This window comes from Campylobacter rectus, from assembly GCF_004803795.1.
GTDB lineage: Bacteria > Campylobacterota > Campylobacteria > Campylobacterales > Campylobacteraceae > Campylobacter_A > Campylobacter_A rectus.
In genome coordinates this window covers 1,912,683-1,936,714 of record NZ_CP012543.1, presented here as the reverse complement: position 1 = coordinate 1,936,714, position 24,032 = coordinate 1,912,683, and the positions used below count along the sequence as shown (strand labels likewise).

Annotated in this window: 27 protein-coding genes and 5 tRNA genes; 24 read left to right on the top strand and 8 right to left on the bottom strand. The window is 45.1% G+C overall.

Features of this window, described 5'->3' with window-relative positions:
- Positions 1 to 49: 49 nt before the first annotated feature.
- The 8 genes from CRECT_RS09375 to ribA form a co-directional block, all read right to left on the bottom strand.
- Positions 50 to 886 (bottom strand): TIGR01777 family oxidoreductase, encoded by an 837-nt coding sequence (locus tag CRECT_RS09375; RefSeq protein ID WP_004318387.1) that lies wholly within the window; start codon positions 884 to 886, stop codon positions 50 to 52.
- 278 nt (positions 887 to 1,164) lie between these two features.
- On the bottom strand, positions 1,165 to 1,806 hold the full coding sequence (locus CRECT_RS09370) for an alpha/beta hydrolase (RefSeq protein ID WP_004318535.1): 642 nt from the start codon (positions 1,804 to 1,806) through the stop codon (positions 1,165 to 1,167).
- 157 nt (positions 1,807 to 1,963) lie between these two features.
- Positions 1,964 to 2,839: a zinc metalloprotease HtpX gene (gene htpX, locus CRECT_RS09365; RefSeq protein WP_004318283.1), complete on the bottom strand. Its 876-nt coding sequence runs from the start codon at positions 2,837 to 2,839 to the stop codon at positions 1,964 to 1,966.
- 24 nt (positions 2,840 to 2,863) lie between these two features.
- The gene (locus CRECT_RS09360) at positions 2,864 to 3,199 is read right to left on the bottom strand and encodes a hypothetical protein (RefSeq protein ID WP_004318600.1); all 336 of its coding nucleotides are present in this window, start codon (positions 3,197 to 3,199) and stop codon (positions 2,864 to 2,866) included.
- Positions 3,196 to 3,573 (bottom strand): hypothetical protein, encoded by a 378-nt coding sequence (locus tag CRECT_RS09355; protein WP_004318552.1) that lies wholly within the window; start codon positions 3,571 to 3,573, stop codon positions 3,196 to 3,198. Before CRECT_RS09355 ends, CRECT_RS09360 begins: the two co-directional genes overlap by 4 nt.
- Positions 3,574 to 3,592: 19 nt before the next feature.
- Positions 3,593 to 3,817, bottom strand: a complete 225-nt coding sequence (locus CRECT_RS09350; protein ID WP_004318493.1) for a PP0621 family protein — start codon at positions 3,815 to 3,817, stop codon at positions 3,593 to 3,595.
- Positions 3,807 to 4,364 carry a 16S rRNA (guanine(527)-N(7))-methyltransferase RsmG gene (gene rsmG / locus CRECT_RS09345; RefSeq protein WP_004318329.1) on the bottom strand — a complete coding sequence of 186 codons (558 nt, stop codon included), beginning with the start codon at positions 4,362 to 4,364 and terminating at the stop codon, positions 3,807 to 3,809. Before rsmG ends, CRECT_RS09350 begins: the two co-directional genes overlap by 11 nt.
- Positions 4,354 to 4,926, bottom strand: coding sequence for a GTP cyclohydrolase II (gene ribA, locus CRECT_RS09340; RefSeq protein ID WP_004318612.1), 573 nt, complete (start codon positions 4,924 to 4,926; stop codon positions 4,354 to 4,356). Before ribA ends, rsmG begins: the two co-directional genes overlap by 11 nt.
- A gap of 61 nt (positions 4,927 to 4,987) precedes the next feature.
- Between ribA and hemB the strand changes: the two genes are divergently transcribed.
- The 24 genes from hemB (at position 4,988) to rplL (ending at position 23,924) form a co-directional block, all read left to right on the top strand.
- A complete protein-coding gene (gene hemB / locus CRECT_RS09335) occupies positions 4,988 to 5,959 on the top strand; it encodes a porphobilinogen synthase (protein ID WP_004318589.1) in 972 nt (323 codons plus the stop codon).
- A gap of 160 nt (positions 5,960 to 6,119) precedes the next feature.
- Positions 6,120 to 7,040 carry an ornithine carbamoyltransferase gene (gene argF, locus CRECT_RS09330; RefSeq protein WP_004318476.1) on the top strand — a complete coding sequence of 307 codons (921 nt, stop codon included), beginning with the start codon at positions 6,120 to 6,122 and terminating at the stop codon, positions 7,038 to 7,040.
- Positions 7,041 to 7,053: 13 nt separating this feature from the next.
- Complete coding sequence (locus CRECT_RS09325) at positions 7,054 to 7,545, top strand: DUF2603 domain-containing protein (RefSeq protein WP_004318434.1); 492 nt, start codon at positions 7,054 to 7,056, stop codon at positions 7,543 to 7,545.
- Positions 7,542 to 8,903: an oxygen-independent coproporphyrinogen III oxidase gene (gene hemN / locus CRECT_RS09320; protein WP_004318319.1), complete on the top strand. Its 1,362-nt coding sequence runs from the start codon at positions 7,542 to 7,544 to the stop codon at positions 8,901 to 8,903. The genes CRECT_RS09325 and hemN overlap by 4 nt, the downstream gene beginning before the upstream one ends.
- Before the next feature lie 9 nt (positions 8,904 to 8,912).
- Complete coding sequence (locus CRECT_RS09315) at positions 8,913 to 10,166, top strand: (Fe-S)-binding protein (RefSeq protein ID WP_004318561.1); 1,254 nt, start codon at positions 8,913 to 8,915, stop codon at positions 10,164 to 10,166.
- 97 nt (positions 10,167 to 10,263) lie between these two features.
- Positions 10,264 to 12,009 (top strand): TolC family protein, encoded by a 1,746-nt coding sequence (locus CRECT_RS09310; protein WP_004318338.1) that lies wholly within the window; start codon positions 10,264 to 10,266, stop codon positions 12,007 to 12,009.
- Positions 12,010 to 12,038: 29 nt separating this feature from the next.
- Complete coding sequence (locus CRECT_RS09305) at positions 12,039 to 12,704, top strand: transglutaminase-like cysteine peptidase (protein WP_004318368.1); 666 nt, start codon at positions 12,039 to 12,041, stop codon at positions 12,702 to 12,704.
- Positions 12,705 to 14,636, top strand: coding sequence for a bifunctional diguanylate cyclase/phosphodiesterase (locus CRECT_RS09300; RefSeq protein WP_004318641.1), 1,932 nt, complete (start codon positions 12,705 to 12,707; stop codon positions 14,634 to 14,636). It begins immediately after the preceding gene.
- Between the two features lie 3 nt (positions 14,637 to 14,639).
- Positions 14,640 to 16,769: a type I secretion system permease/ATPase gene (locus CRECT_RS09295; RefSeq protein WP_004318584.1), complete on the top strand. Its 2,130-nt coding sequence runs from the start codon at positions 14,640 to 14,642 to the stop codon at positions 16,767 to 16,769.
- A gap of 5 nt (positions 16,770 to 16,774) precedes the next feature.
- The gene (locus CRECT_RS09290; protein ID WP_004318365.1) at positions 16,775 to 18,184 is read left to right on the top strand and encodes an HlyD family type I secretion periplasmic adaptor subunit; all 1,410 of its coding nucleotides are present in this window, start codon (positions 16,775 to 16,777) and stop codon (positions 18,182 to 18,184) included.
- Between the two features lie 10 nt (positions 18,185 to 18,194).
- Positions 18,195 to 18,803, top strand: a complete 609-nt coding sequence (locus CRECT_RS09285; protein ID WP_039887817.1) for a response regulator transcription factor — start codon at positions 18,195 to 18,197, stop codon at positions 18,801 to 18,803.
- Positions 18,804 to 18,867: 64 nt separating this feature from the next.
- A tRNA-Thr gene (locus CRECT_RS09280) sits at positions 18,868 to 18,943 on the top strand.
- A gap of 57 nt (positions 18,944 to 19,000) precedes the next feature.
- Positions 19,001 to 19,085: transfer RNA gene (locus CRECT_RS09275), tRNA-Tyr, on the top strand.
- 8 nt (positions 19,086 to 19,093) lie between these two features.
- A tRNA-Gly gene (locus CRECT_RS09270) sits at positions 19,094 to 19,170 on the top strand.
- A 133-nt stretch (positions 19,171 to 19,303) separates the two neighbouring features.
- A tRNA-Thr gene (locus CRECT_RS09265) sits at positions 19,304 to 19,378 on the top strand.
- Positions 19,379 to 19,439: 61 nt separating this feature from the next.
- Entirely contained in the window at positions 19,440 to 20,639 is a 1,200-nt protein-coding gene (gene tuf / locus CRECT_RS09260) for an elongation factor Tu (RefSeq protein WP_039887818.1), read from the top strand.
- A gap of 52 nt (positions 20,640 to 20,691) precedes the next feature.
- Complete coding sequence (rpmG, locus tag CRECT_RS09255; RefSeq protein WP_004322121.1) at positions 20,692 to 20,862, top strand: 50S ribosomal protein L33; 171 nt, start codon at positions 20,692 to 20,694, stop codon at positions 20,860 to 20,862.
- An 8-nt stretch (positions 20,863 to 20,870) separates the two neighbouring features.
- Positions 20,871 to 20,946: transfer RNA gene (locus CRECT_RS09250), tRNA-Trp, on the top strand.
- Positions 20,947 to 20,960: 14 nt separating this feature from the next.
- Entirely contained in the window at positions 20,961 to 21,140 is a 180-nt protein-coding gene (gene secE / locus CRECT_RS09245; RefSeq protein ID WP_004318614.1) for a preprotein translocase subunit SecE, read from the top strand.
- 6 nt (positions 21,141 to 21,146) lie between these two features.
- A complete protein-coding gene (gene nusG, locus CRECT_RS09240) occupies positions 21,147 to 21,680 on the top strand; it encodes a transcription termination/antitermination protein NusG (protein ID WP_100067254.1) in 534 nt (177 codons plus the stop codon).
- A gap of 10 nt (positions 21,681 to 21,690) precedes the next feature.
- Positions 21,691 to 22,116: a 50S ribosomal protein L11 gene (rplK, locus tag CRECT_RS09235; protein ID WP_004318423.1), complete on the top strand. Its 426-nt coding sequence runs from the start codon at positions 21,691 to 21,693 to the stop codon at positions 22,114 to 22,116.
- A gap of 123 nt (positions 22,117 to 22,239) precedes the next feature.
- Positions 22,240 to 22,944, top strand: coding sequence for a 50S ribosomal protein L1 (rplA, locus tag CRECT_RS09230; protein ID WP_004318562.1), 705 nt, complete (start codon positions 22,240 to 22,242; stop codon positions 22,942 to 22,944).
- Positions 22,945 to 23,051: 107 nt separating this feature from the next.
- The gene (gene rplJ, locus CRECT_RS09225; protein WP_004318558.1) at positions 23,052 to 23,534 is read left to right on the top strand and encodes a 50S ribosomal protein L10; all 483 of its coding nucleotides are present in this window, start codon (positions 23,052 to 23,054) and stop codon (positions 23,532 to 23,534) included.
- Positions 23,535 to 23,546: 12 nt separating this feature from the next.
- Entirely contained in the window at positions 23,547 to 23,924 is a 378-nt protein-coding gene (gene rplL, locus CRECT_RS09220; RefSeq protein ID WP_004318518.1) for a 50S ribosomal protein L7/L12, read from the top strand.
- The last annotated feature ends 108 nt before the right edge of the window (positions 23,925 to 24,032 follow it).

The window sequence follows — 24,032 nt, the reverse complement described above, 5'->3', positions numbered from 1 at the left end:
TAGTGCGCTGCTTGCTCTTGAAAGTCCTTCGGGTCGTTTGCTCTACTTTTTATCCCAAAATATCCCGAAGCGCCGTTTTTAGATCGCTAAATTTAAAGCTAAATCCGCTTTTTATCAAGGCTTTGGGATAAACCTTTGCGCCTTCAAGCAGTACGCCGGATCCCTCGCCAAACATCAAATTTAACGCAAATTTAGGCACCTTAAAAAACGTCGGTCGCCCCAAAACCTCGCCTAAAATTTGAGTAAATTCGCCGTTTGTGCTAGGAGTCGGCGAAACGAGATTAAAAACGCCGCTTTGACGGTTTTGCAAGGTAAATTTAAACGCTTCCAGCAAATCCGTTACGCAAATCCAACAAAACGCCTGCTCGCCGCTACCGATCTTGCCGCCAAGACCGAGCCTAAACGCCGGCAGCATCTTAGCTAGCGCGCCGCCTCGCCCCAGCACTACGCCTAGGCGAAATATCGCCGTTTGTGTCCGCGCCTTAGCGGCCTCGCTCTCCCACTCGCATGCTAGCTCGCCCAAAAATCCGCGGTCAAATTTGACCGAGCTCTCGTCGTGACCAAGCCCGTTTTCATATATCCCAACGGCTGAAGCGCTGATGAAAAAGGGCGGATTTTCTAGCTCGTTTATAGCGCAAACCAGCGTGCGCGTTGTCTCTATCCTGCTTGCGCGAAGGCGCTTTTTGTAGGCCTCGCTCCACCTTGCGGCGATAGAGGCGCCCGCTAAATTTATAACCGCATCGCAGCCTTTGATGAGGTTTTTGAGCGCGTCTTTGTCGGCGTAGGCGGCCCTTGGTATAGCTACGACCTCGTGCCCCCGGACTCTAAAAAAGCGGCAGAGTTCGCCGCCGATAAATCCGCTCGTGCCGTTTACGGCTATTTTCATGTTTTGCCTTTTTGATAAATTTTATTTTGACGCGTACGGTCAAATTTGATGCGGCGCAAAGGGCAAATTTAGCTCAAATTCCACCTTACGCTACAGCAAGATTCGTGCCTATCGTAAGCTGAGTTTATAATCAAAGTTGCAAATCAAATGTCAAATTTAATGCCTGAAACCTAGCCGCCCGGCAAACCGGCAAGCTAAAATCGCGGCGGGAATTTGTAAATTTTACGGCTGCGACGGGAGACATAAATTTGCCTCTATACCGAGATAAGGTTCAAATTTTACTTGATGCCGTAATTTTCCTCGCGGCTTTTCGTGCTTTCCGGGGCGAAGTGCCGTATCCAATTATCCAAAAAGCGCATTTGCTCCTTTGTGTGAAACCTGTGCTCACCGTTTTTCATAACGGTGAGCGTCGCGCCGGTTTGATTTGCGAACTCGCAGACTGTTTCAAACGGTGTCAGATCGTCGTTTTCGCCGTATAAAATATGCGTAGGCGCCGTCCAATAAATGGGATTTTGCCTTACGTAGCAAAGGTATTTCCACGAAAGTTTTTCGCCGTAGCTGGTGTCCGGCTCGCCTTTTTCGCGTAGCTCTTTTTCGCTTACGTTTGCTTGCGCCATCATATTTGCGATCAAATTTTCTATATTTACGACGGGAGAGATGAAAAACGCCTTTTTTATCGGCGCATCCGTTAAGGCGTGCATGGCGAAAAATGCGCCGATGCTGTTTGCTACGAACATTGCAGAGTCGTATTTTTTAAAAACGGCATCAAAATAGGGCGGAAATTCCTCTTTTGCCTCCCGCGGCGTTTTGGCTTTGTAATCAAAACCGACCACGTCGCAGTCCGCAAAAAGCGACCCATAATGAGACGCTTCCTGCGCACTTCCGTGTTTGCCGTGTATGTATACGACTATATTTTTCATGATTTTGCCTTTTTTCGACCTAGACCGCCTTTAAATTTTAGTTTTCGCAAACTGCGGCGATATTTTCTCGTAAAAAAACCGCCCGAATAAAATTTGGGCGAGTTTCGAGCCGCTTAAATTTGACGGCAAGACCTGCGCTTAAATTTGCCCGTCAAATTTACTTTCTAAAATACTCTTTCACGCCGTTTTCGCTATCTAGTTGCGAGCGTAAATTTTCTAGCGCGGCGATGCGGTCTTGAGTGCTCGGGTGCGTGCGAAATAGCGAGCCTAGCGCGCTTTTGACGCCGCTAAAAGGATTTATGATAAACATATGCGCGCTTTGTTCGTCGGCGTTTGCCATCACGCGTCCGCGCGCGTAGTCCTCGAGCTTTCGCAGCGCGCCGGCTAGGTGTTGGGGCTTGCCCGTTATCATCGCTGCGCCTCTATCTGCCTCAAACTCCCGCGCCCGCGAGATCGCCATACGTATGATCGTGGCGGCTAGAGGCATGATGACGGCTAGAGCGATTAGCATCAGGGGATTTTGCTTGCCTTGACGATTCGCCGCGCCAAACTGCGCAAAATTCGCCAGTATCGCGATCGCGCCCGCAAACACAGCCGCGATAGAGCCCGTCAGGATGTCGTAGTGGCGCACGTGGCTTAGCTCGTGAGCTAGCACGCCCTCTATCTCGTCTTTGTTTAGCAGATTTAGCAGCCCTTCGGTCACGGCTACTGCGGCGTGGCTCGGGTTGCGACCCGTGGCAAAGGCGTTTGGAACGGCTTCTGGGATGATGTAGATCTTTGGCATCGGCAAATTTGCCTTCGCGCAAAGCTCGCGTACGATCTGATAAAGCCCCGTCGCGTGCGCTTCGTCTACGGGCACGGCTTTGTAGTGCTTTAACACGAGCGTGTCCGAGAAAAAATACGAAAAGAAATTCATCCCAAGCGCAATCAAAAATGCCACCATCATGCCGCTGGTGCCGCCTATCGCGCCGCCCACGGCTACGAAAAGCAACATCAGCGCCGTCATCAAAAATGCGGTTTTAAAAAGTTCCATTTATTTCCTTTGCTCGTATAAATTTTACGAAAATATATTGCCGCCGTCTTTTATCTTTTTTATGAAGGCGAAAATATCTCGCCCCACTATGCGCATCGGAACCGAGCCTAGCGCGCCTAGATCGTTTATATAAATCGCATCGTCCGAGTTTAATTTTATGAAAAATCCAAGGTCGCCGTCTTGGCCTATCATATAAAAACCGGGCTCGTAAAGCGCTATTTCGTATGTTTCGTTTCGCTCGGCTAGAGACGCGCGCCCGTATAGATAGGCGCCCGCGCCCATTTCGTTAAAAACGTCTATGCACTCTTCGTCTCCGATATCTTCTAAAAATTTTAGATATAGCGGCGGAAATTTTATCATCTTTTATCCTTGCCTATTACGGCGTTTTTAAAAATTGCGACGTCCGCGCCTGTTTTAGCCAGCTCGGCTAGCTCGCCTTCGCCGCCGATAACGACGCAAATTTGAGCGTCAAACAGATAATCCTGCGCCAGCTTTGCCGCCTTGATCGCAAGCTCGCGGGGCACGACGATAAATTTCGCTCCGGCTGCGTTTGCGACGATAGTTTCGTTTAGATTTTCCGCCTCGACGCAAAACTGTGCGCCGAGCTCCTGCGCGCGCTTTATCGCGGCCTCGTCAAATTTAAATAAATTTTGCTTGCCCGCTTCGATCTGCTCTGCATTTTCGCGCCAAAATAGCGGCTCATAGGGCACTAGCTCGTGGCCGATTAGTTTCATTTTTTATCCTTTATGCCCTTTATTTTTCGCATTGCATGCAGTCCTCGCAAACATAACCGCCGCCGCTTATTACGGCGTCTTTTGCCTCTATAAAGGTGCCGCATTTTTTACATTCGACGAAATTTTCGGCCTCTTTGTCCTCTTTTTTTGCGCCGCCTTTTACGCCTCTTTTGACGCGGGTTTTAAAAAATATCAAATAAATCGCGATTAAAACCGCCAAAAAAGCTAAAATTTTAAATAACATCGCCGCCCTTTATAAGTACGTAATTTCGGTTGCCGCGCCCGTAAATTTGAGCATTGAGCCCGTCTAGCTCGCTTTGCACGCTGCTTCCTTTGTAAAGTAAAATTTGAGTTTGGGCGCCCAAAAAACCGTTGCAAATCCCTAGTAAGTCTTTCGTTTTCATCAGCGCTCGGCTAGTGATTAGCTGCGCCGTAAAGGGCTCGCCGTCCTCGATCTTGCAAGCTTTGACGCAGACGTTGGTTAAATTTAGCTCGGCCTTGACGTAGCTTAGAAACGACGATTTTTTCGGGCTGGGCTCAAAGAGATGCCACTCGCACTCCCTTAAAATCATCGCGAGAAATATCGCGGGAAAGCCCGCTCCGCTGCCCACGTCAATCGCCGTTTTAGCACCCCAAATTTGCGGGAAAATTTCAAGCGGAGCTATGCTGTCTGCTATCTGCTCGTTTAAATTTTTGTAGCTAGTTAGGCTGTGCACGCGGTTAAATTTAGCCAAAATCTCGCTAAATTTGGCTGTTTGCGCGTCAAAGTCCCGCGGCAGGTCAATTTTCATCTAGCATATGTCCCATCTGCTCTTTTTTCACGCGCAGGTAGTTTTCGTTAAATTTGTTCGCGTGTATCACGATCGGCACGCGAGAGACGATCTGCACGCATTTTAGCCCGGATAATTTTTTTGGATTATTGGTTAGCAAATTTATCTTTTCGATGCCGAAGTGCTTTAAGATAAAATCCACGATCTCGTATGTGCGCTCGTCGGCCTTAAAGCCTAGCTGGTGATTTGCCTCGATGGTGTCAAGGCCCTCGTCTTGCAGGTGGTAGGCGTTTACTTTGTTAAACAGGCCGATATTTCGCCCCTCTTGACGCAGATAAATCACCATACCGCCGTGCTCTTCGATATATTTTAGGCTGGCTTCCAGCTGGTCGCGGCAGTCGCACTTGAGGCTACCGATCGCATCGCCCGTTAGGCACTCGGAGTGGATGCGGACGTTTACGACCTCGCCGAACGGTTTTTTGTATATAGCCAAATGCTCCTTCTTGCCCTCCTTAAACGCCTGTATCTCGAATGCCCCGAAACGAGAGGGTAAATTTGCCGTATTTGAAAGCTCGATATTCATAAAATTTTAACTCCTATTATGTTACACTAAGCGTAAATTGTAGCGAAGTAAAAGGAAAATTATGTTTAAACGTTTTAGAAGGCTCAGGATAAATCCCGCGATCAGGGAAATGGTGCGCGAAACTAGCGTTTGCGCGAGCGATTTTATCTATCCGCTTTTCGTCGTCGAAGGCAGGGGCGTGAAAAAAGAGATAAGCTCGATGCCGGGCGTCTTTCAGATGAGTTTGGACGAAATTTTAAAAGAGTGCGAAATCGTGCGAAATTTGGGCATAAAAGCGGTGATATTGTTTGGAATCCCGAGCCTAAAAGATAGCGTAGGCAGCGACGCTCTAAGCGACGAAGGTATCATCGCGACCGCGCTTCGAGCGATAAAGGATAAATTTGCCGATCTAGTCGTGATCACCGATCTTTGCTTTTGCGAATACACCGATCACGGCCACTGCGGCATCCTAGATCACGTTCATCAGACCGTCGATAACGACGCGACGCTGGAGATCTCCGCTAAACAAGCGCTGATCCACGCTAGAAACGGCGCCGATATGATCGCTCCAAGCGGTATGATGGACGGCATCATCGCTACTTTACGCGGGGCGCTGGATTTGAGCGGATATGAAAATTTGCCGATTATGGCGTATTCGACCAAATTTGCTTCGGCGTACTACGGGCCGTTTCGCGACGTAGCGGAGAGCGCACCGAGCTTCGGCGACCGAAAAAGCTATCAGATGGATAGCGCAAACCGCCTGGAGGCCGTGAGCGAGAGCCTAGAAGACGAGGCGCAAGGTGCCGATATATTGATGGTAAAGCCCGCCCTTGCGTATCTGGATATCATCCGCGATCTGCGCGAAGCAACGAGACTGCCGATCTGCGCGTATAACGTGAGCGGCGAATACACTCTGCTAAAAGCTGCAGCAAAAGCGGGCGTCATCGACTATGAGCGCGTTATGATGGAAACGCTGGTCGGGTTTAAGAGGGCGGGGGCGGATCTAATAATCAGCTATCACGCCAAAGAAGCCGCCGCTTTACTAAGAAAATAGCGGCTTGTCTCGCGAGCGCTTTTCCGAGATTTCGCAAAATTTTCGCTCCGCAGGCTATATGCCTAGCGCACGCTCAATTTTGCTTCAAAACTCGAAAAATCATCTCGCGATACTTCGCCTTGTAAATTTTATGGGTAAAATTTGGGAATAAGGGGGCAAAATGCGACACTTTTTGACGCTAAACGACTTCGGTAAAGACGAAATTTTAGAAATGATAAATTTGGCGCGCGAAATAAAAAAAGAAGCAAAGGCGCGAGATTTCAAACCGTATCTCAAAGATCAAAAATTGGCGATGATATTTGAGAAAAGCTCGACTAGAACGCGCGTAAGCTTTGACGTGGGGATGAACGAGCTTGGCGGACACGCGCTGTTTCTCAGCTCGAGCGATATCCAGATCGGGCGCGGCGAACCGATAAAAGATACCGCTCGCGTGATCTCGCGAATGTGCGACCTCGTCATGGCTCGCGTTAATCGTCACGAGACGCTCGAGGAATTTGCCAAATTTAGCCGAGTGCCCGTGATAAACGGCCTTAGCGATAAATTTCACCCAGTGCAGCTGATGGCGGACTACCTCACGATGCTGGAATTTGACGCGGGCGGATGCGTAGCCTACGTCGGCGACGGCAACAACATAGCTCACTCGTGGCTGATGCTAGCTAGCAAGCTCGGCCTAGAGCTAAGGATCGCGACGCCCGCGGGCTACGAGCCGGACGGCGAAATCCTAAATTTAGCGATGAAAAACGCGCAAATCTCGGGAGCTAAAATTTATCTGACTCATGACGTAAAAGAAGCCGTCTCGGGCGCTAACGTCGTCACTACCGACACTTGGGTCTCGATGGGGCAAGAGGCGGAAAAAGAAAAGCGTCTAAAAGACTTCGCGGGCTTTTGTGTGGATGAAAATTTGATGAAATTAGCCGCGCCGCACGCGATATTTTTACACTGCTTGCCGGCCTACCGCGGATACGAGGTAAGCGAGGCGGTGTTTGAGGCGCACGCGGATGAGATTTTTGCCGAAGCCGAAAATAGACTGCACGCGCAAAAAGGCGTGATGGTGTGGCTTGATAGACATCGAAACGGGTAAGTTAAGGAAGTAAATGAAAGAAAAAAATCTACAAAAAACATACGAAAAAATCGACGAAATTTCGGGCGAGCTCGGGATAAAAGAGGGCGAGAAAACGATATTTGAGATCGTGCCGACAAGCGACCCCAATCAAATGAGCCTCAGCCTAAAAAGCGGCTCGTGGGACGGAGTGGAGCCGTGGTTTGGCATCGACGAAAATCAAAATTTGCACACGATGGTTTCGTTAAAATCGCTCTCGCAGCTCATCGAAGCCTACCGCAACGTCCAAAAAGAAAATTTCGAGCTAAGGCTTGAAAAGACGATCTGGCAAAACGTGCCGATAGATTTCGCCGACGTTTGGGTCGTGGCGATGGACGAGATACGCAAGATCGCCGCAAAAAATAAAAACAAAAAAAGCATCGACGTAAATTTGGAAAAACTGGTAAAGGGTATCAAAAAACAGTATCCCAATTTGTTCGTCGATATGCAAAATTTAATGAAAAACGCGAGGAATAAAACGCTATGATAGATTTTGACGCTTACGTGAAGTATTCGCGCCCGGGACCGCGCTACACGAGCTATCCGACCGCGCCCGAGTTTAGCGATAAATTTAGCTACGAGGACTACCTGCGGGAGCTAAAAAACCGCGACGCCTCGCGCCCGATTTCGCTTTATTTGCACTTGCCGTTTTGCCGCAGCGCCTGTTATTTTTGCGGCTGTAACGTGATATATACGAGCAAAGAGGAGCGCAAGGAAAAATACATCGACTATCTCGAAAAAGAACTTGAAATTTTAAGTGCAAATCTCGACACGAGCGCGCCCGTGCTGCAAATGCACTTTGGAGGCGGCACTCCGACTTTTTATAGCGCAGAGCAATTAGACAAAATAATCCGCCTCATAAAGGCTAAATTTAAAAATTTCTCGCTTGAAGCTGAAATCAGCTGCGAAATCGACCCGAGATTTTTAACCCGCGAGCAGCTTGAGGCGCTCGTCTCTCACGGCTTTAACCGCATCAGCTACGGCGTGCAGGACTTTGACGAGCGCGTGCAAAAAGAAATCCACCGCATCCAGCCCTACGAGATCACCAAAAACGCCGTGGATATGGCGCGCGCCAAGGGTATAAACTCGATAAATATGGATCTGATCTACGGCCTGCCGTATCAGACGCTAGAGAGCTTTAAAGCGACGCTGGATAAGGCCTTGACGCTGTCTCCCGACCGCCTGGCGGTGTTTAACTACGCGCACGTGCCGTGGATAAAAAAATCTATGCGTAAATTTGACGAAGCTACGCTACCTAGCCCTAAAACCAAGCTTGAAATTTTAAAATACACTGCCGAGTTTTTTATCAAAAACGGCTACAAAATGATCGGTATGGATCACTTTGCAAAGCCGGGCGACGAGCTTTTTGCCGCGCTTGCTAACGGCACGCTTCATCGCAACTTCCAAGGCTACACGACCAAGGGCGGAGCCGATCTCATCGGCATCGGGCTAACTAGCATCGGCGAGGGGCAAAGATACTACGCTCAAAATTTCAAAGATATGGACGAATACGAAAAGGCCCTGGATAGCGGCGTTTTGCCGTACTGCAAGGGCATATATCTAACTGGCGATGATCTAATCAGAAAAGCCGTGATAATGAGCCTGATGAGCAACTTTGCGCTTGATATCAAGGCGGTCGAGGCTAAATTTGACATCAAATTTTTCGAGTATTTTAAGGATGATTTGGTCGAACTTGAAAATTTAAGCGAATTTGTCACTATAACGCCCGAAAAAATCAGCGTAAACGAGACCGGCACGCTAATCATCCGCAATATCGCGATGTGCTTTGACGCGTATTTGAAAAAAATACCTGAAAATTTACGCCGATTTTCAAAAACGGTTTGATGAGTAGATATGTTTAAATTTGACGAAATTTCCGATAAATGCGTAAAATGCGGTAAATGTATCCAAGTCTGCACGATTCATCACATAAACTCCGACGAAACGACCTCTCCGCGCGGTTTTTTGGATCTTATGGGAGCTTACGAGCGCGGCGAACTGAAGCTTGATAAAAGCGCGAAAAATATCTTTGAGAGCTGCTTTTTGTGCGCGAGCTGCGTCGAGGTCTGTCCGAACTCCTTGCGCGTGGATACGGCGATAGAAAACGTCCGCCGCGATATCGCGGATAAATTTGGCATCGCGTGGTATAAAAAGGCGTTTTTTTGGCTACTGCGCCACCGTGCGGTTATGGATGTTTGCGCGAGGCTGGGATACGTGTTTCAAAGCTGCGCGTTTAAGATCCGCGAAGGCGCGATGAGCCCGAGATTTAGCCTGCCGATGGTGAAAAAAGAGCGGCTTTTGCCCACCGCTAGCAAAAAGAGCTTTTTAAACTCACACGCCGAGTTTATCGATAACGGCGGCGACAAAACTATCGGAGTTTTCATCGGCTGTATGGGAAACTACGCATATACGGGCATCGGCGAGGCTTTGGTTAAGATAGCGCGCGAGCTTGGGTTAAATTTAAATTTGATGAAAAAGCAGGCCTGTTGCGGCGCGCCGGCGTATTTCACGGGGGATTTTGCTACGGTCGAGGTTTTGGCGAAGCGAAATATCGAATATTTTGAAAAAATGCTGGGAGAGCTAGATGCTATCATCGTGCCCGAGGCGACCTGTTCGGCGATGATAAAGATCGACTACGAGCACTTTTTTGCGGGTGACGAACAGTGGCGAGAGCGCGCAAAAGCGGTGAGCAAGAAGATATTTTTAGCAACGGAGTATTTTGAAAAATTTACGAATTTAGCTGAAATTTTGGCTAAAAAAGGCAAAAATTTAGCCACTGTGACCTGTCACGACCCTTGTCACGCTAGAAAAATGCAAGGCGTCTTTAAAGAGCCTCGCAAACTGCTCGCTCAAAACTACGAAATGATCGAGATGAACGATCCTAGCGAGTGTTGCGGCTTTGGCGGAGTGACGATGCAGTCCGAAAAATATCACTTAAGCCGCGCGGCCGGACAAAGAAAAGCCGCGATGATAAAAAACTCGGGCGCAAAAATCGTAAGCGCGGAGTGTAGCGCCTGTAAAATGCAAATCTCAAACGCCTTGCATATCAGCGGCTCAGAAGTGAAATGCGAAAACCCGATGGAGCTCATCGCAAAGGTACTCGGATAGGACTCGGTGCTAAATTTATAACTTTTTTATTTTTTATAATATATAATTGTCGGTTAATGTATTAGCGTTAAATTTAAAATAATTACAAAGGATTTTTATGAAAAAAACAGTTGCGATTAGTTTATTGGTCTGTAGCTTTTTATTTGCAAACGACGAATATAACGTATTTGTGGGTAGCTTTAGCGATGACGTCAAAGAAGAAGCTATCGAAAGCGCTAGAGCTAGCGTGGAACGCAAAGTCGGTGACTTTGAAGACGTAGAAAAGGTCGTGAGCGGAACCTACGGCAAATACCGTGCCATAGCCGTTAAAACCAAGTCTTTGGACAAAGAAGGTATCAAAAATTTGATAGATAAAATCAAGGCTGCAGGATATACTGACGCTTATAGCACGATCGCTAAGGACGAAATCGGCAAAAACGGCGATGAGAGCGGCAATTTAAGCGATAAAAATAGCGCCTCGGAGGCTCCAAAACCGGGCTTAAGGAAAAAACAGGATTTGTTTTTTAAGGAAGCGCCTGAGCCTATGGGGGTAAAATATCTCGAAAATAGCGCACAAGAAGGCGGTCAAGTCAGTCTAAACGAAGCTGTTAAAAATTTGCTCCTTGAAAACCCGGGTTTAAAAGAGACGGAATTTGCCTATATGCAAGTGGGAAAAGACCTAAATATCGCTAATAATGCCTATTACCCAACGTTTGATATCGGCGGAAGCTACGGCTACCGAAAAGAAAAAATAAATAACGGCATAACCGTGCAAAAAGGCGACGGCAAGAAGTTTGCGGCAAACGCGACGCTAACTGAAAATTTATATAACGGCGGAGCCGATAAAAACAGAATGATATCGCAAAGTTATAGGATGGACGCGGCCGCTTACAGCGTAGCCCAAAAGGCCGACAGGCTCACGCTTGAGTTTGCAAACGCTTATCTTGGCGTGCTTCAGACTAAAGAGCTGCTTGATATCGCAAAATCAAACGTGAAAATCCATGAGGAAATTTACTCGCAGATAAAAGATAGAACCAGCTCGGGTTTTGCAAGAGGATCCGAAGAGAGACAGGCTGGTTCTCGCCTTACGCTAGCTCAGGCAAATTTAATATCTCGCGAAAATAACTATAACGATGCGTTAAGCACTTTTGAAAAGCTTTACGGCAAAGGGCTTGCGGCGGAAAATTTGATCGCGCCGAGCTTTGAGTTGCCCTTGCCGGGCAGCGAAAGCGCGGTGTATAACATCGCTATGAGATGTAACCCCGCCGTGCTTTTGCAAGATGCCAACATAAAGATGAATCAATCGGTGGTAAATGAGAAAAATGCGGCTTTTAGGCCTAAGGTGGATCTCGAAGCCAGCGCAAATCACGAGAAAAACGACGTGTTTTACGACAATTATAAAGATACCTCTTACGACGTTTTGCTAAGAGTAAAATATAATCTTTATAACAAAAACGCCGACAAGCTGGAAAAAGAAAAAGCCGTCCTAGCCGTCACCGAGTCCTCTCACGGGCTTGAGAGGGTAAAAAGAGATCTCTCGGAGAGCCTTAAATTTTCGTGGCAGACTTACGTGCTAAATCAAAAAAGGCTCGGATACCTAAACGAGCACGTAAAATACGCTAGAGAAACACTTGATGCATATAGGGACGAGTTTAGGATAGGTAGGCGCGATCTTATCAATTTGCTTGACGCCGAGAGCGAATACAACAACGCTTTAGTCGAGATAGTAAATACTCAAAAAGAGCTTTTATACGCTAAATTTAGGCTTCTTGATAATATGGGTATGATAACTGATAGCTTCGAGCCGGGATTTGCCAAAAAATATATCCAAGGCGCTTGCTCGATAGCCGAAGATCTAAGATAGCTTTAAAAAACGAAATTTAGATAAAATTTATGAAATTTAGCATAGGCGCAGGCAAATATAAAAGGGCGTTTTTAGCGAGCGTCCTTTTCGTGTTTGCGCTTTTTGCCGGTGGCGAGTTTATAAAAGCCTCCACCTATGACAAGATCACTAAAATTTACGGCGAAAACGCCAGAAAAAGAGTGGTTGCTTTAAACGAGCTCATGGTGAACCTAAAGAACGCTACCGAACAAGAAAAGCTCATAAAAGTTAATGATTTTTTCAACCGCTTGCAGTGGAAAGACGATAAGGAGGTGTGGGGTAAAAAAGACTACTGGGCTACTAGAATGGAGTTTTTGGGCAAAGGCGCGGGAGATTGCGAGGATTTCGTTACGGCGAAATACTTCACTCTAAAGCAGCTGGGAGTCTCTGCGCAAAAGCTTTATTTTACCTACGTAAAGGCGCTTGATTACAACCAAGCTCATATGGTTTTGTCTTATTACGACAGCCCAAAGTCCATACCGCTGGTTTTAGATAATATCAACCCAAACATCAAAATAGCTACGCAAAGAAAAGATTTAGCACCGGTTTATAGTTTTAGCGGCGATTCGCTATTTTTATCAAAACAAGAGGGCTTAGGGCAGGCCATCCCGGGCGGAAATAAAAAACAAAATCCAAAATGGCTAAATTTAGTCGATAGAATGAAAGAGGACGGATAGATGACGCTTTTAAAACAAATAATGCTGGCGATAATCTCCTTTATGCTGCTTATTTTCGTAGCAGTCGGGATTTTAAATTTTAGTACGATAAACAACTACATCGTTTCTCAGCTGGGCACCAACGCTAAACATACGGCAAATTCGCTTGGCCTTGCGATAGCCTCGGTAACAAATCCGAAAGATTTATCGGGCGCTCAGACGATGATAAATTCGGTATTTGACAGCGGATATTACCCAATGATAAAGCTAACGGGGCTGGAGGGCGAGACTCTGATAGAAAGCTCGCAACCTCTGGTCGTAAATAGCGTGCCAAAATGGTTCGTAAATAACGTAAAACTCGAGGCTCCCGTGGCGCAGAGCGAGATAATGATAGGCTGGAATAAATTCGGTACCCTTCACGTGCAAAGCAATACGGGCATTGCTTATTACGAGCTTTACAATATCGTTCAAAATGTATTTTACGTGCTTCTTGCGATGTCGATAACGGCGCTGCTTATCAGTTATTTGGGCGTAAAGGCGATTTTTATACCGCTTAAAAAGGTGCAAAAACAAGCCGAAGCCATATTGCAAAACAGCTTTATTTTACAAGAAAAAATCCCTTTTACGGTCGATGTCAGGCAGATAGTTTTAGCTATGAACGTGATGATAACGCGCGTTAAAGACGTATTTGAACAAAGTGCGAAGACGCTTAGCAAATACGAAGAGCTGCTTTATAAAGACGAGCAAACCGTGCTTTTTAACAGAAGGTATTTGCAAAATAACTTTAAGGAATATATTTCGAGCGAAGAGTATTCAAGCGGCGCGGCATCGATGATAACATGTAAAGATTTGCGAGATCTAAAACAAGAAATCGGCTTTAACGGGCAACAAAAATTGATAAAAAGTATCGCGTCTATAATATCTCAAAATGCGCTAGGTATGTTGCGCGCCAGATTAAACGAGGATGATTTTATCATCGTATCTCCAAATTTAACGACGCAAAACGCTAAAAATTTGACCGATAAAATTTTGCTAACGATAAAAGAAGAATTTATCAAATTTAACGTAGATATGGATAAGCATCCCGTTTTTGCGGCGATCGTGCCTTACGGTCCAAAGACTCCGCTAAAAGACGTGCTGACAACGGCTGACATCACGCTGGCTAGAGCCAAAGAGGGCAAAAATTTCGCCTCGTTAATTTACAAGAGCGACAAAGAAATCGTACTCGGAAAAGAGCAGTACAAGGAGCTCATCGAAACCTCGCTTAAAAACGGTATGTTTAAATTCGCCGGACAAAAAGTGGAGTCGGATTTTGCTGAATTGGTGCACCGCGAACTGTATATAAGGCTTGTCGATAGCGAGGGCAGATGGCAGATAGCGAGCTACTTTATGCCGATGGTAAATGAAATCAAGATGACCGTCGAGATCGACCTTTACGTTTTAAATAAATTTGCCGATATGCTAAGAGGCGGTATGCTTGAAAAGATGCAATACGCGATAAATTTAGGCAAAGATATTTTAAGCTCCGCTCAACATTTTAACGAGTTTGAAAACGCGCTTAAAAAGATAAAACAATACGCCTCGGCTAAAATTTACATCGAAATCCCGAACAAAGACGACATCGACACGGCAGTACTCGTCGGGTTTCATCAAAGGCTACGCTCGCTGGGATTTGGCTTTGGGCTGGATCATTTCGGATTTGACGCCAAAAGTATCGAAAGACTTAGCGCGGTTAATCCCGATTACGTCAAAATTCCGGCGGCGAATTTGATAGACTTTTTGGGCGGGGAGGCGTCCGAGCAAAGAAGCTGGTTTGAAGCGATGATGATGAGTAGGGGCGTAAAGATCATAGCTACGGGTGTAGAAAACGATGAGCAAAAGCAAAATTTGCAAAATTTGCAAATCAACTCTATGCAAGGAATTCTCATATCTGAAATAGAAAATATCGGATAAAAAATGCAAGAAAAGAAAAACGACGAACTGCTTGATTGTTTGGTGATATTTACCAAGCTACACAACAACCCCTATACCGCCGATGCGTTAGTAGCGGGGTTGCCGACGAACGAAAACGAAGATATCGAGCTTTTTTCTCTAAGCGGTTCGAAGTCGCTTTTTACCAGAGCGGCGGCTAGAGCGGGGTTTATTTCAAATTTGGTAAATAAAAGAATGGAGGATATCTCGCCCTTGGTGCTGCCTTGCATCCTGCTTTTGCGCGGCAAAAAGGCTTGTATATTAGAGAGTTTTGAGGGCAAAACGCACGCTAAAATCATAACTCCGGATATGCCAAACGGCTCAAATTTGATAGAAATCGAAAAGCTAAAAGAGGAGTATCTGGGCTATAGCTACCTGCTAAAGCGCGAATTTATCCCCGAGGATAATAAGCCAAATTTGATAGATACGAAAACCAGCCATTGGTTTTGGGGCACGCTAAAGCGCTCGAGGAAAATTTACATCGACGTTATCGTAGCTAGTATAGTGATAAATTTATTCGTTTTAGCCAGCCCGCTTTTTACGATGAATGTTTACGACCGAGTCGTGCCGAATAACGCCGTAGAGACGCTTTGGGTGCTGGCTCTTGGCGTGGGCGTGGTTTATCTTATCGATCTGTTTTTAAAATTTATACGCACGTATTTTCTCGACGTTGCGGGCAAGAAAAGCGACATTATTATGAGCTCGTTGCTTTTTGAGCGAGTAATGGATATAAAGCTCTGTGTCAAACCAAAATCGGTCGGCTCGTTTGCCAATAACTTGCGCGAATTTGACACGGTTAGAAATTTTTTCACTTCAAGCACCTTGGCCGTTCTCATCGACCTGCCGTTTGCGATTTTGTTTTTGCTGATTACTTATTTTATCGCCGGCTATTTGGTGGTCGTGCCGCTATTTTTTATGGCGGCCGTGCTTTGCTATACGCTTTTTATCAAAAATCCGCTCCAAACCAGCATAAAAAGCACTTTCGAGGCTAGCGCGAAGAAAAACGGAATTTTGATCGAGACGCTAAACGGTCTCGAGACGATAAAAACTATGGGCGCGACCGGAAACGTGCAGTGGAACTGGGAAGAGGCCACCGGCGAGATAGCCAACAAAAGCATAAAATCAAAAATGATCTCGGCCTCGATAAATACCGTTACGTCTTTTCTCGTGCAGCTAAATACGGTCGGCATTATCGTCTTTGGCGTTTATATGATACAAGACACCAAGCTCACGATGGGCGGCCTTATCGCGGCCGTGATGCTTAGCTCGCGCGCTATCGCTCCGATGGGGCAGTTTGCGAGCCTGCTGGCAAGCTACGAACAGACTAGAGCGGCCTACGAGAGCCTAAAAAAGATAATGCAGATGCCCGTCGAGCGTCCCGAAGGTAAAAAATTCGTCCGCCGAAACACCTTTAACGGCAAGATCGAGTTTAAAAACGTAAGCTTTACCTATCCGGAAAGCACCAAAGCCTCGCTAGATAGGGTAAATTTTACGATAAATGCAGGCGAAAAGGTAGGTATCATCGGTAGAAACGGATCGGGAAAAACCACTATCGAAAAGCTTATTTTGGGGCTTTATTCGCCGAGCGAGGGCTCGATCCTGATAGACGGCATCGACATAAATCAAATCGACCCCGCCGACTTGCGCCGAAATATCGGCTACGTCCCGCAAGACGTGGTTTTGTTTAAAGGCACCGTAAGGGCAAATATCGTCTATAAAGCCCCGCACGTCGATGATATGCAGATCATCCGCGCGGCTAAGGTTAGCGGCGTGGATGAATACGTAGACGCGCATCCGCTGGGTTTTGATATGCCGGTACTCGAGCGCGGCGAGGGCATAAGCGGTGGACAGCGTCAAGCTATCGCCGTAGCGCGCGCCTTTTTGCTGGATAGTCCGATCATATTGCTCGACGAGCCGACCAATTCTCTTGATAGCAGCGTGGAAAATAAGCTAAAAAACAATCTCAAATTTAACACGAAAAACAAAACGATGCTGCTCATCACGCACAAAACATCTCTGCTCGAGCTGGTAGATAGGCTCATCGTCGTCGATAGCGGCAAGATATTGCTAGACGGACCGAGGGATGAAATTTTAGCCAAGCTTGGCGGAAAGTAGCGAGCATGGATAAGAAAAATTTAGAGATTCAAGAAAATATCGGGCGAAATTTAAAAGCTTCGACTCAAAATATAAAAAAGATCATCCAGTCTAAAAACTACGACGCTAACGACCTTCGCTTTATGTCGAGCCTCTCTGAAGCGGTGCTAGCCAAGGCGCCGTCGGGGTCTAGGAAAATTTTATACATCGTTGCCATAACCGTTTTTTGGCTCGTAGTTTGGGCGTCGTTTGCGCAGATAGACGAGATCACGCGCGGCAGCGGCAAGATAATCCCGTCGGGCAAAAATCAGATCGTGCAAAATTTAGAAGGCGGCATAATAGAGGAAATTTACGTTCATGCGGGAGACGAAGTAAAGAAAAATCAAATTTTGCTAAAAATCGACGACAAGAGCTTCTCTAGCGTATATGGCGAGTCCAAATTTAGACTAAACGAACTCCAGGCGAAGTACCTGCGCCTCTACGCCGAGTCAAACGACGAGGAATTTGATACCAGAGAGACGGGAGATAAGGACTATGACCGATTCGTAGGATTTGAAAAGAGCCTTTATGATACGAACAAAGCGCGGCTAAGGGAGCAAATCGGCATCCTAGAGGAGCAGATAAAGCAGCGCCAAAGCGAGCTAAGGGAGCTCGAGAGCAAGATCGACCAGACTCAAAGCAGCTACAATCTACTACAAAAAGAGAAGCAGATAACCGAGCCGTTATTTAGAAAAGGGCTGGTGAGCGAGGTTGAATACCTGCAGCTTCAAAGGCGCGTAAACGATCTAAGAGGCGAACTAAGCGCGGCAAAACTCTCTGTCCCTAGGGTGCAGTCTACGATAAAAGAGGTGGAAAATAAAATAACCGAGGCCAAGCTTGCTTTTCAAAACAGCGCGAAAAAAGAATTTAACGAAGTTTCGGCTGAAATTTCTAGACTAAACGAAAGCCAGGTAAATTTAAGCGACAAAGTTGAAAGGACGCTCGTGCGCTCGCCCGTGGACGGCATAGTGAGCAAACTGATGGTAAATACGGTCTCGGGCGTCATAAAGCCCGGTATGGATATCGCCGAGATAGTTCCGGTCGAAGATAATTTGATAGCCGAGGTAAAAGTAAGGCCCGCAGACGTAGCGTTTTTGCGACAAGGACTAAAAGCGATGGTTAAGCTTACCGCTTACGACTTTGCGATATACGGCGGCTTAGAGGGCGAAGTGACTCAAATATCGGCCGATACGGAAACGAACGAAAAAACGGGCGAGAGCTACTATCTGGTCAGGATAAAAACCGATAAAAACTACCTTGGAAGCGAAAATAAGCCGCTTCGCATAAAGGTTGGTATGATAGCTAGCGCCGACATTATAACCGGCAAAAAAACGGTGTTTGATTATTTGTTAAAGCCGATATTAAAGGCTAAACAAAACGCTTTAAGAGAACGATAGGGGTTTGCAGATGAGAGTTTTGGCGTATTCTGGAAATATAGCCGTAATAGACGAAATAAAAGAAAAACTGGCAGGAAAAGACGTCACGACGACGCGACAAAAAGATAAATTTTTAGAGTTTGCTTACAGCAAAGACTACGATGTCGTTTGCGTGGATATTTGGGATGCCGACAAAGAAGCAAGAGAGCTTTTGGGCGCAGTGGAAGATATTAAAATTTTAATACTTTCTCACGAGCCTAAATTTAGCGAAGGTAGAGAATTTTTGCGTCTGGGCGCAAAAGGCTATGCAAATGCGCGTATGCTTGAGGTGCATTTTAAAGATGCGCTTGAAGCGATAGAAAGAGGCGAGGTTTGGCTCTATCCGGAATTTATTCAAAATATGATACAAATGATGACGAAGGAAATCTTGCCGTCAAATTCGTCAAATTTATTAGAAAATCTAACAAATAAAGAAAAAGAGATAGCGCAACTAGTCTATAAAGGCTTAACTAATCAAGAAATCGGCGAAATTTTACAAATAACGGTAAGGACGGTAAAAGCGCACGTTGGCACGATTTTTGAAAAAACCGGCGCAAAAGATAGGATAAATTTGATTTTATTAATGCAAAAAATGGAATAAATTTCTCAAAAACCTTGACTTTAAAGAGAAATTGGGATATAATCCAACTTTCACAAATCAGGATGCTGGTGTAGCTCAGTTGGTAGAGCTACTGCCTTGTAAGCAGTGGGTCGGCGGTTCAAGTCCGTCCACCAGCTCCATTTCATAACAGTGTTTGACCAGAAATACCATTACAAAGCATTTATTTTTAAAAATAGGGTGAGATACTCAAGTGGCCAACGAGGGCAGACTGTAAATCTGCTGACTATGTCTTCCGTGGTTCGAATCCACGTCTCACCACCATGCTACGCGCGGGAGTAGCTCAGTTGGCTAGAGCATCAGCCTTCCAAGCTGAGGGTCGCGGGTTCGAGCCCCGTTTCCCGCTCCAGATTTTGGAACTAAACTGGGAGCTGTAAGATGATAAAAATGTTAAATTTTATGCATTTTCTACGGCACACCTTTTTAATTTCATTTAGTTGTTTATGCTTTTAAAAAATTCTCTAACGCCAAGCGTTTGTAACGCTCATATGGCTCAGAGGTAGAGCACTTCCTTGGTAAGGAAGAGGTCGCGGGTTCAAGTCCCGCTATGAGCTCCACGGATTTTAGAGAAAAAATTAAGCATAAATTTGAATTGCAAATATCATTACGGAGGAAGAGATGGCAAAAGAAAAATTTTCACGTAACAAGCCACACGTAAACATCGGTACTATCGGTCACGTTGACCATGGTAAAACAACTTTGACAGCTGCAATTTCTGCTGTTCTTTCAAGAAAAGGTCTTGCCGAGCTAAAAGACTATGATAATATCGACAACGCTCCAGAGGAAAAAGAGCGCGGTATTACCATCGCTACTTCTCATATCGAGTACGAGACCGAAAATCGCCACTATGCGCACGTTGACTGCCCGGGTCACGCCGACTATGTTAAAAATATGATTACCGGTGCGGCTCAGATGGACGGCGCTATCCTAGTTGTTTCTGCGGCTGACGGCCCAATGCCACAAACTAGAGAGCACATCTTGCTATCTCGCCAAGTAGGCGTTCCGTATATCGTTGTTTTTATGAACAAAGCCGATATGGTCGATGATGCCGAGCTTCTTGAGCTGGTTGAGATGGAGATTCGCGAGCTTCTAAACGAGTATGATTTCCCTGGTGACGATACTCCAATCGTAGCAGGCTCTGCTCTTCAAGCTCTTAATGAAGCCAAAGCCGGAACAGAAGGCGAGTGGTCTGCAAAAATTCTTGAGCTTATGGCTAAAGTTGACGAGTATATCCCGACTCCGGTTCGTGCAACGGATAAAGACTTCTTGATGCCTATTGAGGACGTTTTCTCTATCTCCGGTCGCGGCACCGTCGTTACCGGCAGAATCGAAAAAGGTATCGTAAAAGTCGGTGATACTATCGAGATCGTAGGTATCCGCGATACTCAAACAACTACCGTTACCGGCGTTGAGATGTTCAGAAAAGAGATGGATCAAGGCGAAGCGGGCGATAACGTAGGCGTTCTTCTAAGAGGCACTAAAAAAGAAGACGTTGAGCGCGGTATGGTTCTTTGCAAACCTAAATCAATCACTCCTCACACTAAATTTGAGGGAGAGGTTTATATCTTAACTAAAGAGGAAGGCGGACGCCATACTCCATTCTTTAATAACTATAGACCGCAGTTTTATGTAAGAACTACCGACGTTACCGGTTCTATCACTCTTCCGGAAGGAACAGAGATGGTTATGCCTGGCGATAACTTAAAGATAAGCGTTGAGCTTATCGCTCCGGTTGCTCTTGAAGAAGGAACTCGCTTTGCGATCCGCGAAGGCGGCAGAACAGTCGGTTCAGGCGTCGTTTCTAAGATTCTAGCATAATCTAAATTTATATTTTAGCGGAGATTTTTCTCCGCTTTTTTGAAGGGAATTTATGGCAAAAGGTAATAGAATAAAAGTCGGTCTTAAATGTTCTGAATCAGGCGATATAAATTACACCACAGTAAAAAACAGCAAGACTACGACTGAAAAATTAGAATTAAAAAAATATTGCCCAAGATTAAAAAAACATACTGTTCATAAAGAAGTTAAGTTAAAGAGCTAAGGCTTTTTAGGGCAATAGCTCCAACGGTAGAGCGCTGGATTCCAAATCCAATGGTTGGGGGTTCGAATCCCTCTTGCCCTGCCATCAAAAGGTTAAAAATGGAAAAAATGATAAATTATATAAAGCTTTCTCGCGCAGAGATCGGAAAGGTAATTTTTCCACTCAAAGAGCAAATTAGAAACGCTTTTATAACAGTTTTTGCCGTAGTAGCTATTGTTTCGCTCTTTTTGGCTCTTGTTGATGCGATTATGTCTTTCTCTCTTTCAAAGCTAATCTAAGGTTGAATGATGGCACATAAATGGTATGCGATTCAAACTTATGCCGGCAGCGAAATGAGCGTAAAAAGGGCTATTGAAAATTTAGTTAGAGATAATCATATAGAAGAACAACTAAAAGAGATCATAGTTCCTACCGAAGATGTAATAGAAATCAAAAACGGTAAGAAAAAAATAAACGAGAGAAGTCTTTATCCGGGATATGCTTTTGCCCATCTTGATTTAGATACCGCTCTTTGGCACAAAATTCAATCTCTTCCGAAAGTCGGTAGATTTATAGGCGAGGCGAAAAAACCTACGCCTTTAAGCGAAAAAGATATAAATTTGATTTTAGAAAAAGTCCAAAAACGTGCCGCTCCTAAGCCGAAAATTTTCTTTGATAACGGAGAAAACGTTCGTATTACCGAGGGGCCTTTCGCAAATTTTACGGGCATAGTAGAAGAGTACGATATGATACACGGAAAGCTAAGGCTAAATGTTTCGATATTCGGCAGGAGTACTCCGGTTGAAATTTTATATTCGCAAGTCGAGAAGATAGTATAAGGAGAAGTTTATGGCTAAAAAAGTTATAGGCGAAATTAAATTACATATTGCTGCAGCAAAAGCAAATCCAAGTCCTCCGGTAGGTCCGGCTCTTGGTCAGCAAGGCGTTAATATTATGGAATTTTGTAAGGCTTTTAATGAAAAAACAAAGGATATGGCCGGCTTTAGAGTTCCGGTTGTTATTACCGTTTATGCCGATAGAAGTTTTACGTTTATTACAAAACAACCGCCTGCTACGGACTTGATAAAAAAAGTTGCGGGGATAGAAAAAGGTTCGGATAATCCGTTAAAAAATAAAGTGGCTAAGCTTACCAAAGCTCAAGTGCTTGAAATAGTAGAGAAAAAAATCGCCGACTTAAACACCAAAGATAAAGAGCAAGCGGCCAAGATTATAGCGGGTTCGGCTCGTTCGATGGGAATTTCGGTGGTGGATTAATCCTTTTACCACATAAGGATTTTAATAAAGTTAAATTTATGTATACGCGACGAATTTATTTTAGCGCGTATATTTTAAATTTGGCAATGTGGAAGCATAAAATTTAAAAATGCGGAGAAATTAATGTCAAAAAAAACTACAAAAAGATTTAGCAAACTGCTTGAAAAAGTAGATACTACCAAAAACTACTCTTTAGCTGAAGCTATCGATACCGTAAAACTACTAAAAAGCGCCAAATTTGACGAAACTGTCGAAATTGCATTAAAACTTAACGTTGATCCTAGGCATGCCGATCAAATGGTTAGAGGCTCGGTTGTGCTTCCTGCGGGAACCGGCAAAACCGTTCGTGTAGCCGTTATAGCAAAAGATGCGAAAGCTGACGAAGCAAAAGCTGCCGGTGCCGATATAGTCGGTAGCGACGAGCTTGTTGAGGATATTCAAAAAGGAATTATGAATTTCGACGTTCTTATCGCCACTCCGAATTTAATGGGATTAGTCGGTAAAGTAGGGCGAATTTTGGGACCAAAGGGTCTTATGCCAAACCCAAAAACAGGCACGGTTACTATGGACGTAGCGCAAGCGGTTAATAATGCAAAAAGCGGTCAAGTAAATTTCCGCGTAGATAAACATGGAAATATACATGCGGGTCTTGGCAAGGTTAGCTTTTCAAAAGAGCAGCTAAACGATAATATTTCGACTCTTGTCAAAGCGGTGAATAAACAAAAACCTGCGGCTGCAAAAGGCAGATATATTAAAAGCGCCGCTTTATCATTAACTATGAGTCCTTCCGTTTTGCTTGAGACTCAAGAACTTATGGATTTACGCTAATTTAGCTAATAAATTTTTATCTTAGATTGGAGATAGCAGAGGCTTTTGCTTAATCGCGCTTTATGCCGCTCTGCTTGAAATCGCTAGTCGGAAAGGAGAAAAACTAGATGACGAGAAACGAAAAATCTGAAATAATCAGCAAACTTGAAACCGAATTTAAAGAAAACGAAGCGATCATAGTTTGCGATTATCGCGGCCTTAGCACTAAAAAATTAGAAGCTTTAAGAGATGCGGCTAGGGTTTTAAACGTAAAAGTTCAAATCGTAAAAAACACTCTTGCCAATATCGCTCTTAATAACATCGAAAAGTCCGGTATGGTCTTAAAAGATACAAATATCTTTATCTGGGGCGATCAGCTTTCAGCTACCAAAGTTGCGGCCAAATTTGAAGAAACCAATAGCGAACTATTCAAAATAAAAACCGCTCATATCGACGGCGAAGTCGCGAGCGTCGAGAAGGTCAAGGCTCTATCTAAGATGCCTAGCCGCAATGAGTTGCTTGCGATGCTTTTGCAAGTTTGGAATGCGCCTATCCAAAATTTCACTATTGGACTAAATGCGCTTAAAGATCAAAAAGAAAAATCAGCATAAAAAGGATAAAAAATGGCAATTACTAAAGAGGACGTATTAGAGTTTATTTCTAATCTTTCGGTATTAGAGCTAAGCGAATTAGTAAAGGAATTTGAAGAGAAATTCGGCGTCAGCGCAGCTCCGGTAATGGTAGCAGGCGGCGCAGCGGCAGGCGGCGCAGCCGATGCGGCTGAAGAAAAAACCGAATTTAACGTTGTTCTAGTTGATGGCGGAGATAAGAAAATCAATGTTATTAAAGTCGTCCGCGCTCTTACCGGTCTTGGTCTTAAAGAGGCTAAAGACGCAGTCGAGCAAACTCCTTCAGTTATCAAAGAAGGTATCGGCAAAGACGAGGCTGAAGCAGCTAAAAAAGAGCTTGAGGAAGCCGGCGCTAAAGTCGAACTTAAATAATTTTTACTTATTTTTACAAAGGAGGCGTCGCCTCCTTTTTTAATTTTTAAAAAAGATGCCGCAGACGTGCGGTTATTTACTTTCTTTCAAACTTATGCCATGAGGTAG